Genomic DNA, 13229 nt, shown 5'->3' on the forward strand with positions numbered 1-13229 from the left:
CATAACCGTACGTGAAGCACAAATTCTTTGTAAACCGACAATCATTACCAATTATCTTACGGCAGAAAGCCAAATTAAAGATGGGAAAGACGGAATAATTGTTCCTATGGATAATGAAGGATGCGCCAAGGGAATTGCTGATGTTATAGAAAATAAGAATTTGCAAGCGCAATTGATTGACTTCCTCCAATCACATGATTATGGAAATGAAAACGAAACAGCAAAAATATATAGATTATTAAATGATAAAGGAACGAATTATTTATCTTGACTATCTGAGATGCATTGCCTGCTTAATGGTTATTCTCATGCATTCTCCTATGCCAAATTTAGGAACGAATAGCTTAATCCTATCCGCTATATCTTATCTATCAGCTCCTTGCATCGGATTGTTCTTTATGGTCTCAGGAGCACTACTACTCCCTATCGCTGGAACTTCTCATACCTTTCTAACGAAAAGATGTAGTAAGATTGTTTACCCAACTTTATTCTGGTCCGTTGCTTACATTGTCATTCGAGTTACGACAGGAGAATTAAAATATAGTGAACTCCTAGAAACCATTGTTTCCATACCTTTTGGGCCTTCAGCCCTTGGCATTCTATGGTTTATGTACGTTCTTTTCGGTCTTTACTTAGTTATCCCTATTCTTTCTCCTTGGATTCAAAAGGCTACAAAGAGAGAAATTGAATTTTACCTATTGGTATGGGGAGGGACATTATGCTTACCACTCATCAAACTTTTTGCTCAAGTGCCTGATGATGTTTATAATCCATTCTACTATATTACAGGGTTCTTAGGCTATGTCGTATTAGGCTATTATCTTCAAACTTATAAATCTCCAATAAAAATACGCTTTTTATTACTCGCAACAATAGGATCAATAGCAGCTTATATATGTAGTAAAGTTTCTCATGCTGCTGTGGACTATTACAGCGTGTTTTGGTATCTCTCCATCTTTGTAGCAATAATGGCTATGACATGGTTTGCCATTATACAAAAGAACGTATCCTTGATCCATTCGTCTAGAATAAAAAAATATATTATCCGCTTTTCTAATTATAGTTTTGGAATCTATTTAATTCACATATTGGTTATGCGGTATATACTATGGAAAGTACCTCTGATCAGTCAATTAGGGGGAGTTATCCAAATTATATTAACTTTTATTCTTACGATTGTTATTTCATATCTTCTTATATCTTGTGTTTCAAAATTCAAATTTGCACAATACATCATCGGTTATTCAGAGCGTAAAAAATGATTCCTAAAATTATTCATTACTGTTGGTTTGGGCGCAACCCTCTCCCAAAATCTGCTATAAAATGCATTGAAAGTTGGAAACAATTCTTCCCAGATTATCAAATAAAAGAATGGAACGAAGATAATTTCAATGTGAATATAACCCCCTATACTCGCGAAGCGTATGAGAAAAAAAAATATGCTTTTGTGAGCGATTATGCTAGATACTGGATTCTATATAACTATGGTGGCCTATATTTTGACACCGATGTGGAGATTCTAAAAAGTTTTGATTCCATTATAGAAAAAGGCCCTTTTATGGGGGCAGAAAAGAGCGCATTTATCCAACTGGAGAACAACGTAAACCTTCCCGGAATAAATCCAGGATTGGGTCTGGGAGCTCATCCAAAAATGGACATTTATAAAAAGTTTTTAGATTATTATAATAATCTGCATTTCATCCAGAATGATGGACAACAAGCAGAAGGTACTATTGTCACCCATACTACGAAGATTCTTCACGAATATGGATTAAAAGAGGCTTCTATTACAGAGCCTATCCAAATTGCAGGATTATGGATCTATCCTGATGATTATTTCTGCCCCATGGATTCTACTACAGGAATCGTGAAATGTACAGAGAATACAGTTTCTATTCATTTATATGATGCTTCTTGGCTAAATCATCACACGGTAAGATATCAATTACATCTATTAAAAAATAGGATTAATAAGATATTAGGTTTTTCACTATTTCACCTCTTTAAAACCACCAAGAAAGAATGATTGACATTCAGTATGCCTCTCTATATTATCCAGTTTTCTATTGGTCAATACTTTTGTTTAGCATTATCCAATTCTATCTTATCAAAGATAAGAGCTACAAACAAATCACACAACAGAAAATATCGGGAACTGGCGCCTATTTCTTTGCCAGCTTATTCATTTTTTTTGTAGGATTTAGACCCAATAGCTATTTATTTGGTGACACTGTAGTTTATGCTCACGACTACGCATTGATGAGTAGAGCAACTACTTTTCAAATTGGCGAAGGGAAAGACTGGCTATTCAATTTCTTAATGTTCAAATGTTCTAAGTTCCTCAACATATCCGACTTTTTCTTTATTATTGAAATCCTATATATTGTTCCAATTATTATTGCATGTAGACGCTTACTTCCTAAGAATTGGCCAATACTTCTACTAATTTGTTTCTGCTCCTTCTCTTTCTTCTCATACAGCGTCAATGGAATTCGAAATGGAATGGCATGTAGTCTTGTCATATTAGCTATAACGCTTATAAAAGGAAATATAAGAGATAAAATCATCTGCGCATTCTTATGCTTTATTGCTATCAACATTCACAGATCTACAACTCTGCCAATAATAGCTATGCTCATCGCATATCTCAAACCGAATATAAAATATTGGATTATATTATGGATTATTGCCATCCCTATTAGCTTCATTGGGGGAAATACAATCATGAATGCCATTAGCAGCATTGGATTTGATGATCGTATGTTCGAGTATGCTAATATCAAATCTAAAGACATTTTAAGTTCTTTCTCTGGAGTTGGCTTTAGATGGGATTTTATAATTTACAGCTTTATGCCTATTCTACTTGGATACTACACGGCATTTAAACGGAGAATTACAGATCCTATGTATAACATAATTTTATGTACATACATAATCTCCAATGCCTTTTGGATTATGATTATTAGAATTCCTTTTTCCAATCGTTTTGCCTATTTATCTTGGTTCTTATATCCGATTGTTATCGGTTATCCTATATTAAAACTCAAAGTATGGAAATACGAACATGGATACAAGACTAGTTTGGTTTTATTAGCACATACTGGTTTTACGTTCTTCATGTGGTTTATTGGGAAATAACAAATATATGACACTCAAAAATCTAATTTTTCTATTAAAATCTGATCTTGTAAGCTATCAAGAGCCTTTTTGGAAATCTGTTCTGTTTATACCTGGTTATAAATATACTTTCCATCATAGACTATGTTACTTTCTATACTCACATAAGATCCTTTTCCCTTTCTTTATACTTGAATGGCTTTACTTGAAACATCTAACCTATTTATTTGGGATACAAACTGCATGGACAATGTGTTTGCCAGAACATACCACCATTGCCCACTTTGGTGGAATCACCTTCTTTCCTGAAAAATGCGGCAAAGGTATATATTTAAGACAAGGCGTTACGGTCGGTTCAAATGGAAAACCTAAAACAAGAAATCCTATATTAGGAGAAAATATTAAGTTTGGTGCAAACTCGATAGTAATTGGGCCTATCACAATTGGTAATAACGTTACAATTGCTGCAGGAGCTGTTGTCACAAAAGATATTCCAGATAATTGTGTTGTAGCAGGTGTTCCTGCAAAAATCATACGAAATCTTTAATCGTTCATTTTAAACCTCACAATAATATAGAATAGAAAAGTCTTCTATATATTCCATCTATAGAAGAATCCATAGAAGATGTCTATACAAGCTCACCACCGAACAGATGGTGCATACTTCCTTTCCAGAAGTATAGAAAGCGATCTACAATGGTTGCCATAGCCTGTCTAAAGAACAATAATTCTAAGAACTACTTTAGACTTATAGTTATACGTTACTATTTAATTTTATCTCCATATAACTAATGAGTACGCTAACAGTTTTTACTTGTACATATAATCGCTCTCATACTCTAGAACGACTATATCAGAGCTTAACGAGGCAAACATCTAAAGATTTTAATTGGCTCATCATCGATGATGGATCCACAGATAAAACAAAAGAGCTTGTTTTAGAATTTCAGCAACAAAAAAACGACTTTGAAATCAGGTATTGCTATAAAGATAATGGTGGATTATACACTGGTTATAATAAGGCCATCGAACTAATGAATTCAGAATTATGCGTCTGTATAGATTCTGATGACTATATGCCAGACAATGCTGTGGAAATTATCCTCTCTTTTTGGAAGACACACGGAAATGAAGAATATGCGGGAATTGTTGGTTTAGACTTTTATATGAATGGTGGTCCTATAGGCGGTTTTTTTCCTGAAGGACTACAGAGTTCTTTCATTACCAATCTTTCTAAATATCACAAGGGAGATGTAAAAATGGTACATCGTGTTGAATTACTAAAAAAAGTAGCTCCCATGCCAGGTGCCCCCAACGAAAAGTTTGCCAATCCTATATATCTGTTTTTAAAGGTAGACATGTATCTCCCCATGCTTATTATAAATAAGAATCTATGTTTTGTTGACTACCAGGATGCCAATAATAGCATGTCAAAAAATATTTTTTATCAATACAAACAAAGTCCCAATAGTTTTGCTCAGCTAAGATTACTTGCTTTACAGAATAAAAGAACTTCCTATTTGAATAAGATAAAGAATACAATACATTATATCTCGAGTTGCATTTTTGCTAAAAAATACAGACAGTTTTTTTTATCACCAATGAAATGTGAAACAATTCTACTTCTCCCCATTGGCATAGCACTCAATATCTTTATCCGCTATAAAGTCTATAGCAATAAGAATCATTATAGATAAAATTAGTACGTCTTCTCCATGAAACCTCTGTTATTTAGTATCATCATTCCTGTATACAATGTTGAAAGATACATTGACAATTGCATACAATCAATTATAAGCCAAACATTTCATAATTACGAGCTTCTATTAATTGATGACGGGTCTACAGATAACTCATATCCATGTTGTTGCAGATATTCTAGAGAGAACAAACAAATTAAAGTTTTTCATACAGAAAATAGAGGTGCATCAGCTGCTCGAAACTTTGGAATAGATCAAGCCTCAGGACAATATATTCTTTTTATCGATAGCGATGACTTCTTGAAAAACATTCACGCTCTTGAATTGATAGAGCAAAGAATCTCTGAATATGAAGAAGATACTATTCTATATGGATGTATTGACAAAGATCTAGCAACAGGCAAAGAAACAATTTCAAGGAAATACGATCTTTCGCAAATCAACAATCAACCGAAAGAGCATATTCTTAAATATCTTTACGAATCGGGAAACTTTCCAGGAGCAGCATGGATCATGTGCACAAAGCTTTCATTAATTAATGAGAAAGCAATCAGATTCCCTATAAATATGACAGCAGAAGACTATTATTGGATTAGTTGTATTTTACATTTTTCTAATAAGATAGGCGCTATTAATATGCCGCTTTATGTCTATCATAAAAATAGAACAAATTCTGTAACTTCACATCCTAGACTGTCAGGAATAAGAGGCATCTGCTATACCATAGCACACTGGCTACTCTATAAAAATGAAGGGGAAACATATATTACAAATTTCTTATGTCGAACATTTGTCGTAGCTTTATATAATTATTCAAACTTATCATCTGTTCAAAAAAAAGAATGCAGCCATGAAATAAATTCGGCAAAAAAGATTCTCACAAAATCCTCCCTTTTTTCTTTTAAGCTATTATTTCTTCTCATAAATATTGGAGGAATATCTATTACAGCGCGCTGTATAAGATTTTTAGTAAAAGTAAGTTCATAACCATCACAAATAGAAATATCTTCACCTTAGATCTTTCATAAATTTTCTATATATGTTCACACCTCTAGTATCCATTATTGTTCCGATATACAAGACTCGCCAATATATAGAACAATGCCTTTCGTCACTCATTAACCAAACCTATCAAAATCTTGAAATTATTTTAATTGATGACGGCAATACCGATGACACATTGGAATATCTGACTAAGATAGCGCAAGAAGACACAAGAATCAGAGTCTTTTCTCAAGAAAACAAAGGTCTTTCTGCCAGTAGAAATATAGGATTATCCTATGCTAAAGGAGAATGGGTCTTCTTTGTTGATAGTGATGACTGGATAGAGAAAGAAACAATAGAAACTTGTATTCATGCAATTTCTAACGATGATTTTGATTTAGTTTTTTTCGATTACATGAGAGAATTCGATACTATTTCAAAACCTGTTCATTTATTTAATCAGTCAAAAGAATTTAATGAAATAGAGTGTAGAAATTTAAGACGGAGAATGATTGGCCCATACCGGTCTGAATTAACGACCCCAACAAAATTATACTCACTCAGTACTGCGTGGAAACTATACAAGAGAGAGATTGCGAAAAAACACTCTTTTGTAGATACAAAGATCATTGGTACGGCAGAAGATGCGCTTTTCAATATTCAATATTATCAAGATGTAAAAAAAGCTCTGTATTTACATTATCCTTTTTACCACTATAGGCGTAATAATGAAAATAGCGTAACTGCGAAAGGAAAAATTCTTCTTTCTCAACAACTTCTGGAACTCTTCAAGTTAATAAAACAACTAATATCTTCACCAGAAGAAGAAGAAGCATACTATAATCTTATTGCTGTAGATCTCTATCAATTAGGTCTTAATGAAATACATCTAGAAACTTCTTTTATGAATCGATATAAGAAAATAAAATCTATACTTTCTTCTGATTTGTATAAAAAGAGTCTTCAAGCATTGTCACTAAGATACTTCCCCCTTCATTGGAAAATTTTCTTTTTTAATGCTAAGTATAAACTATATTTTTTATTCTACTTGTCTCTGTACGTTTTAGACTTCGCACGTTATTTGTCAACAAAAATCAAATAATTCTTCCCTCTGAACTCTATACCAATCATCAACATCTATCGCATTGTTTCATAAAGAAGAAAAATCCTCCACAACACAGGATTACCAACAGACAAAAATGCCTAAACTCCTACGCGTCACCACACACGACATCAGTCTCAACGGCTTGCTGAAAGGACAACTCCGCTTTCTCAGTCAATACTTTGAGGTTGTTGGGGTAGCAGCAGATACGGGAGAGCTACAAGAAGTGGCAAAGAGAGAAGGGATTCGCGTTATCGAAGTGCCCATGCACAGAGAGATTTCGCTTTGGGCAGATCTTCTGTGCTTATGGACTTTGTGGCGTTTGTTCCGCAAAGAGCGGCCAGATATTGTTCATGCCAATACGCCCAAAGGTTCATTGCTCTCGATGATTGCTGCCTGGATGGCGAGAATTCCTGTCCGCATCTATACAGTCACAGGTCTGCGCTACCAAGGCGTGACAGGGAAATTCAGATGGCTACTCCAGTCTATGGAAAAACTGACGTGCCACTTCGCTACGGACGTAATCCCCGAAGGAAAAGGCGTCTTAAACGCGCTGAGAGAAGATGGTATCACTCAAAAGCCTTTGGAAGTTGTCTTGAATGGCAATATAAATGGTGTGGACGTCTCTTATTTTTCCGTTCAAGAATGCCCTATTAACAGAGCGCAGGCAAGAAGAGAACTGAACATTTCTCCCAATGATTTCACGTTTGTCTTTGTAGGCCGAATTGTGGCGGATAAGGGTATGAACGAATTAGCCTCTTGTATGCGACGCCTCAAAGGACGGTGCAAACTAATTCTTGTAGGTAGTTTTGAAAGCACGCTCGACCCACTGAAAGACAATAATGAAGATTTCTTCAAAACTTCTCCTGACATTCGGTTTGTGGGCTGGCAAACAGACATTCGTCCATACTTGATTGCCGCTGATGCCTTAGTTTTTCCTTCCTATCGCGAAGGTTTCCCCAATGTTGTATTACAAGCCAGCGCGATGGAATTACCCGCCATCGTTACAGATATAAATGGGGCAAACGAGATTATCATCAACGAGCAAAACGGCATTATCATCCCGCCGAAAAACGAGGAGGCACTCTACCACGCAATGGTTTCTTTCATTGAAGAACCCCAACGCATTTCATCAATGGCTGCTAAAGCGCGAGAAATGGTATGCACGCGCTTTTCTCAACAAGATGTTTGGAATGCGCTGCTTGAAAGATATAGGAAAATGCTCCTCAATAACAAATAAAACGCTATGCTCTACGCGCTTGCACATTTTTTGAGAGACAAAACGCCATGGGTCTGGGATTTGGTGAACTGGATCAATTCTTTCCTCTTCTCTATAAGATATGGACAGAAACTCAAGACGATTGAAAAGTCGCTCCATCAAGAGAGGAATGAAAGCCTAAAAATTGTACGCCTCTCTGATGTTCCAACAGAGGACATGGTTCACTTCTTTCAACAGCAACCCGAGGAAGCTTTCCGATTCTTTAAGCCACATGGATTTACGGCAGATGCCATTCGTAAGCTTCAGCGCAATAAAGCTTTCTTGGGATACGTTCTCTTAGAAAAAGAAAGCGGACACATTGCCGGATATTGCTTTAATCGTAGTTTCTTCTTTGGTAAGGGGTTTAGAGGTCGAATCGTAGATATCAATTATAGAGGCCAAGGGTTAGGCACTTGCATGAATAAGATTCTCAACGAAGTAGGTTTCGGTATCGGTCTTCGTCTTTTCGAAACAGTTTCTAAAGACAATATCGCATCCTATCGTTCTACTCTTTCTACCAGTAATGTTCGCGTTGTAAAAGAACTGGAGGACAACGATCTCTATCTTGAAATTCTTCCTAACTAATAAGTTTTCAATCTCTCCACCAATGATATTAAAATACATCTTTGACCGATTGGTTTCGCTCATTGGTATGATTTGCCTTTGCTGGCTCTATCTTCTCGTGGCCATACTCATCAAAGTGAAAATGCCTGGTCCAGTATTGTTTGTACAGCAGCGAGTGGGACGCAACGGAAAGATATTCCGCTGCCACAAGTTCCGATCAATGAGTGTCTCAAAAACATCGGCCACTGCTTCTAAGAACTCTACCCAAAGCTCTATTGCATCCGAAGAACAAAACCGCATCACACCACTGGGAGAAAAGCTCCGGCGCTACAAGATTGATGAATTGCCCGAATTGTGGGACGTTTTCATCGGCAAGATGAGTTTTGTGGGACCTCGACCAGATGTTCCTGGATACGCAGACCAGCTGACAGGCACCGATCGCGATGTGCTCCAACTCCGACCAGGAATCACAGGCCCTGCATCCCTCAAATATCGCAATGAGGAAGAACTCCTGGCTAATATATCCGAAAGACTCAAACAAGAAGAAGTCCTCTGTATCAATGGCATTGAAATTCGTTCCGTTCAAGAGTATAACGATCGCATTATCTATCCCGATAAAGTCCGACTCAACTACTATTATTTTCACCACTATAGTTTCATCCAAGACATACGAATGATCATCGCGACCATCTTCGGGAAACAAATCGAGTATGCAGGAGAGAAAATCTGAAAGATCATTACGCAATATAATCGTATCACATAATCTATCTCCCAATCCAATTATAACAAAAATCAACCATTAAAATATGAATAGAATCTACTTGTGCTTAGCTCACATGAGCGGCAACGAAATGCAGTATATCCAAGAGGCGTTTGACACTAACTGGGTCGTGCCTCTCGGTCCAAACGTGAACGGATTTGAGAAAGACCTCGAAACGTATGTTGGACAAGACAAAAAGGTGGTGGCATTATCTGCAGGAACAGCTGCGGTTCATTTGTCGCTACTTGCCCTTGGAGTGACGACTGGCGATGAAGTCATCTGCCAGAGTTTCACGTTCTGCGCATCCAGTCACCCTGTCACCTACTTGGGTGCAACGCCCGTGTTCATCGATTCGGAAAAGGAATCCTGGAATATGGACCCCGCACTGCTCGAAACGGCTATCAAAGACCGCATTGCAAAAACAGGACGCAAGCCGAAAGCCATCATCGTGGTCTATCTCTACGGTATGCCAGGCCGCATTGATGAGATTCTGGAAATCGCCCGCCGATACGACATCCCCGTTGTTGAAGATGCTGCCGAAGGCCTGGGCTCTCGTTTCGACGGACAAGTAGTCGGCACTTTTGGAGAATACGGCGTACTCTCCTTCAACGGTAACAAGATGATCACCACCTCAGGGGGAGGCGCACTGATCTGCCCCACGGAAGAGGCTAAAAACCGCGTAATGTTCTTTGCCACCCAAGCGCGCGAAGCTTACCCCTACTACCAGCACGAAGAAATTGGCTACAACTATCGCATGTCGAACATCTGTGCGGGTATCGGGCGCGGACAGATGACCGTCTTAGAAGACCACATCAACCACCACAAGCACGTGGCTCAGCTCTATGCCGAACTTCTGAGCAATGTGAAGGGCATCGACGTACACCTGAATCCTAACAGTCGCTACGACTCAAACTATTGGTTGAGCACCATCACTATCTCTCCCGACCTCCATATCAAAGGGGAAGAAGACGTCTACAAAACAGCCATTGAAGGCGCAGTGGGCGGAGCAGCAGGCGTGGTTCACGCAGGAGGTTCGTTGCACACAAATCTCGAACCGAACCGCAACGTGGAAGCGCTGCGCGTATGGCTCGACAAGGCAGGTATAGAAAGTCGCCCACTTTGGAAACCGATGCACGCACAGCCTTGCTATAAAGATGCACCGCGCTATGTCAATGGCACATCAGATGGGCTCTTCCGCATAGGTATGTGTTTGCCCGCCGGACCTTATGTTTCTGACGATGATGTTCGCCGCATTGTAGAATCCATTAAGGAGGCAATTCTTTAGAACGTATAGGAAAGCGAAAGAAAGAGTCACTATTTCAAATCTTTTCTCCTTTTGCCCACATACTACTCCTTGTAACCTTTATTTCCATGATGCCTATGTCTTTTTTACATAAATTCTCCACTTGGTATTTCAATAGGAAGGCGCTGCCCTATTGGGCCATTGTTTTGGCCGACAGTCTTATCATTCTCATGGCCTATGCTGTCACCTATCTCATCTTCCGTCCCCAAATCCTACGTTGGGCAGATTTCGGACTCTCTGCAGAACGCCTCCAACTTCTGGGGTGGATCAGCCTACGCTTCCTCTTCTTCCTCCCACCTTATCTCATCGGTATGCGCATCTTCAAGACGTATGCCGACATATTCCGCTACTCTTCGTTCATCGATCTGCTTCGTGTTATGGGAATGATGAGCATCGGTGGTGTTTTGGCTTGGATGCTCCACTACCCTCTGTTTGTCTCTCTGCAGTTCTACCTCCAAAATGAGCGTTCGTTTGAGGCCAACATTCGCACCCGGGACATTCTTGTTGCCACTATTTCTGCCACCTTCCTGCTCTGGTTCACGCGTATGATTGTTAAGTCGCTCTATGAGTTGAGCCTTACGCGAGCTGAAGCTAAAACGGCTTTTATCTATGGTGTGAAAGGTGGCGGTATCAGCATCGCTAAGAGCATCCGCAACATGAAGCCCCAGCAATTTGATCTTCGCGGTTTCATCACCGACGACAAGAGCGAAGCCAAGCATATCCTTATGGGGCATCGCATTCATCACATAGATGAACACATCGTACCACTGATGAAAGAGCGCGGCATTCAAGTTTTGCTTGTCTCCCCCTTGTGTAGCAATGCGCTCCGTCAGAACCAGGAATTTCAAGATGCACTCATCGAAGCCGACATCCGCATCCTCATGATGCCCAAGGCCGAAGAATGGAAAGAGGGAGATAAGATTCAACCACTGAAAGAGGTGAAAATCGAAGACCTCCTCCCTCGTAATGAAATTCAAGTGGATATGGACGCTGTCGGCACCATGTTGCGCGGAAAGAGCATCCTCATCACCGGTTCGGCAGGTTCTATCGGTTCAGAAATGGTACGGCAGATAGCCATTTATAATCCTAAGCAAATGATTCTCATCGACCAGGCCGAAACTCCTCAACACGATGTCCGACTGATGATGAAGAATGAATGGCCCGATATAGAAACCGAAACCATCGTGACAAGTATCTGCCACCGCGATCGCATAGAGCAAATTTTCAAGACGTATCGTCCTGATTATGTCTTCCATGCTGCGGCCTACAAACATGTGCCCATGATGGAAAGCAATCCTTCAGAAGCTGTTCAGAACAACATCGAGGGCACGCGCATCATTGCAGACATGTCCGTGAAATACGGGGTCAAGAAGTTTGTTATGATATCTACGGACAAGGCTGTGAACCCCACAAACGTCATGGGATGCTCCAAACGCATCTGCGAGATTTATGTGCAGAGCCTCAACCGTGCTGAAAAAGATGGCATCGTAGAGGGCCAGACGCAGTTCGTAACGACGCGCTTCGGCAACGTTCTCGGCTCTAACGGTTCGGTTATTCCTCTCTTCCGCCGCCAAATTCAGGCTGGAGGGCCTGTCACAGTGACTCATCCAGACATCATTCGCTTCTTTATGCTCATCCCCGAAGCCTGCAAATTGGTACTCGAAGCTGGCACGCACGGTAAGGGTGGAGAAATCTTTGTCTTTGATATGGGCAAACCGGTACGCATTGCCGACATGGCCAAGCGTATGATCAAACTGAGCGGAGCGCAGGGCGTTGAAATCAAATATACAGGCTTGCGCGATGGCGAGAAACTCTACGAAGAAGTGCTCAATAACGAAGAAGAATCGAAACCCACTTTCCACAAGAAAATCCGTATCGCTGCCGTGCGCGAGTATGACTACAAAGAAGCTCAACAGCAAATTGATGCGCTTGTGGCTGCCAGCCATGACTTCAATGATATGGAAACGGTGCGCATCATGAAGCAAATCGTACCAGAATATAAGAGTCAGCACTCAAAATATGAAGAGTTGGACAAAGCTACGGAAGTAGAACCCAACTGATACCGACTCTTTTCTCATCAAGCCTCTTAAAGGCACCTCATTCTCAAGGCTGCCCACTGACAGAATCCTACCGTCAGTTGGCAGCCTTTTTTGCGCACTGAAAAACAACTTTCAATCAATCCTCCCAACTATCGGACCAGTCAGACCAGTCGGACCCATCCGATAGAACTACCCGACAAGTTACCATCACGATTAACCGCCCTAAAAATTGACAGCGTATTTTCTTCAGAAAAATAAAGAAAAACAGGTGTCGGTTGAAGAGAGAGGAATATCAGTAAAAGAAAACCCTCCTTTTGCCCCTAAAAAACAAGAATCTGCTCAACTTCCGGTAATGTCTGAAAAAGTGTGTAAGATTCTCCTCGTCCTTTCCCCATGCTTGGG

At 39.7% G+C, this 13229-nt stretch carries 13 protein-coding genes; all 13 read left to right on the forward strand.

The window, feature by feature from the left end; genetic code table 11:
* On the forward strand, positions 1–271 hold a 271-nt coding region (locus ABLA33_RS08995; protein WP_347720041.1), incomplete at its 5' end, for a glycosyltransferase.
* The gene (locus ABLA33_RS09000; protein WP_347720042.1) at positions 243–1262 is read left to right on the forward strand and encodes an acyltransferase; all 1020 of its coding nucleotides are present in this window, start codon (positions 243–245) and stop codon (positions 1260–1262) included. The genes ABLA33_RS08995 and ABLA33_RS09000, both read left to right, overlap by 29 nt.
* Positions 1259–2026, forward strand: coding sequence for a glycosyltransferase (locus ABLA33_RS09005; protein WP_347720043.1), 768 nt, complete (start codon positions 1259–1261; stop codon positions 2024–2026). The genes ABLA33_RS09000 and ABLA33_RS09005 overlap by 4 nt, the downstream gene beginning before the upstream one ends.
* Positions 2023–3138 carry an EpsG family protein gene (locus tag ABLA33_RS09010; protein ID WP_347720044.1) on the forward strand — a complete coding sequence of 372 codons (1116 nt, stop codon included), beginning with the start codon at positions 2023–2025 and terminating at the stop codon, positions 3136–3138. Before ABLA33_RS09005 ends, ABLA33_RS09010 begins: the two co-directional genes overlap by 4 nt.
* Positions 3139–3145: 7 nt before the next feature.
* Complete coding sequence (locus ABLA33_RS09015) at positions 3146–3664, forward strand: DapH/DapD/GlmU-related protein (RefSeq protein WP_347720045.1); 519 nt, start codon at positions 3146–3148, stop codon at positions 3662–3664.
* Positions 3665–3908: 244 nt separating this feature from the next.
* Positions 3909–4814 carry a glycosyltransferase family 2 protein gene (locus ABLA33_RS09020; RefSeq protein ID WP_347720046.1) on the forward strand — a complete coding sequence of 302 codons (906 nt, stop codon included), beginning with the start codon at positions 3909–3911 and terminating at the stop codon, positions 4812–4814.
* 18 nt (positions 4815–4832) lie between these two features.
* Positions 4833–5804, forward strand: coding sequence for a glycosyltransferase family 2 protein (locus tag ABLA33_RS09025; protein WP_347720047.1), 972 nt, complete (start codon positions 4833–4835; stop codon positions 5802–5804).
* A 52-nt stretch (positions 5805–5856) separates the two neighbouring features.
* On the forward strand, positions 5857–6903 hold the full coding sequence (locus tag ABLA33_RS09030) for a glycosyltransferase family 2 protein (protein WP_347720048.1): 1047 nt from the start codon (positions 5857–5859) through the stop codon (positions 6901–6903).
* A 97-nt stretch (positions 6904–7000) separates the two neighbouring features.
* Positions 7001–8143 (forward strand): glycosyltransferase family 4 protein, encoded by a 1143-nt coding sequence (locus ABLA33_RS09035; protein WP_347720049.1) that lies wholly within the window; start codon positions 7001–7003, stop codon positions 8141–8143.
* 6 nt (positions 8144–8149) lie between these two features.
* The gene (locus ABLA33_RS09040) at positions 8150–8746 is read left to right on the forward strand and encodes a hypothetical protein (protein WP_347720050.1); all 597 of its coding nucleotides are present in this window, start codon (positions 8150–8152) and stop codon (positions 8744–8746) included.
* A 22-nt stretch (positions 8747–8768) separates the two neighbouring features.
* A complete protein-coding gene (locus tag ABLA33_RS09045; protein WP_347720051.1) occupies positions 8769–9455 on the forward strand; it encodes a sugar transferase in 687 nt (228 codons plus the stop codon).
* Positions 9456–9531: 76 nt separating this feature from the next.
* Positions 9532–10770, forward strand: a complete 1239-nt coding sequence (locus ABLA33_RS09050; protein ID WP_347720052.1) for an aminotransferase class I/II-fold pyridoxal phosphate-dependent enzyme — start codon at positions 9532–9534, stop codon at positions 10768–10770.
* 95 nt (positions 10771–10865) lie between these two features.
* Positions 10866–12848, forward strand: coding sequence for a nucleoside-diphosphate sugar epimerase/dehydratase (locus ABLA33_RS09055; protein ID WP_347720053.1), 1983 nt, complete (start codon positions 10866–10868; stop codon positions 12846–12848).
* Positions 12849–13229: the final 381 nt, after the last annotated feature.

Origin of the sequence: uncultured Alloprevotella sp. (genome assembly GCF_963536905.1) — a bacterium.
Classification (GTDB): domain Bacteria; phylum Bacteroidota; class Bacteroidia; order Bacteroidales; family Bacteroidaceae; genus Alloprevotella.

What these genes read in the sequence shown, in the direction of transcription:
- ABLA33_RS09010 (WP_347720044.1), top strand. Translation starts at nt 2,023, where the DNA reads ATGATTGACATTCAGTATGCCTCTCTATATTATCCAGTTTTCTATTGG.
- ABLA33_RS09005 (WP_347720043.1), top strand. Translation starts at nt 1,259, where the DNA reads ATGATTCCTAAAATTATTCATTACTGTTGGTTTGGGCGCAACCCTCTC.
- ABLA33_RS09025 (WP_347720047.1), top strand. Translation starts at nt 4,833, where the DNA reads ATGAAACCTCTGTTATTTAGTATCATCATTCCTGTATACAATGTTGAA.
- ABLA33_RS09045 (WP_347720051.1), top strand. Translation starts at nt 8,769, where the DNA reads ATGATATTAAAATACATCTTTGACCGATTGGTTTCGCTCATTGGTATG.
- ABLA33_RS09040 (WP_347720050.1), top strand. Translation starts at nt 8,150, where the DNA reads ATGCTCTACGCGCTTGCACATTTTTTGAGAGACAAAACGCCATGGGTC.
- ABLA33_RS09020 (WP_347720046.1), top strand. Translation starts at nt 3,909, where the DNA reads ATGAGTACGCTAACAGTTTTTACTTGTACATATAATCGCTCTCATACT.
- ABLA33_RS09000 (WP_347720042.1), top strand. Translation starts at nt 243, where the DNA reads ATGATAAAGGAACGAATTATTTATCTTGACTATCTGAGATGCATTGCC.
- ABLA33_RS09015 (WP_347720045.1), top strand. Translation starts at nt 3,146, where the DNA reads ATGACACTCAAAAATCTAATTTTTCTATTAAAATCTGATCTTGTAAGC.
- ABLA33_RS09055 (WP_347720053.1), top strand. Translation starts at nt 10,866, where the DNA reads ATGTCTTTTTTACATAAATTCTCCACTTGGTATTTCAATAGGAAGGCG.
- ABLA33_RS09030 (WP_347720048.1), top strand. Translation starts at nt 5,857, where the DNA reads ATGTTCACACCTCTAGTATCCATTATTGTTCCGATATACAAGACTCGC.
- ABLA33_RS09050 (WP_347720052.1), top strand. Translation starts at nt 9,532, where the DNA reads ATGAATAGAATCTACTTGTGCTTAGCTCACATGAGCGGCAACGAAATG.
- ABLA33_RS09035 (WP_347720049.1), top strand. Translation starts at nt 7,001, where the DNA reads ATGCCTAAACTCCTACGCGTCACCACACACGACATCAGTCTCAACGGC.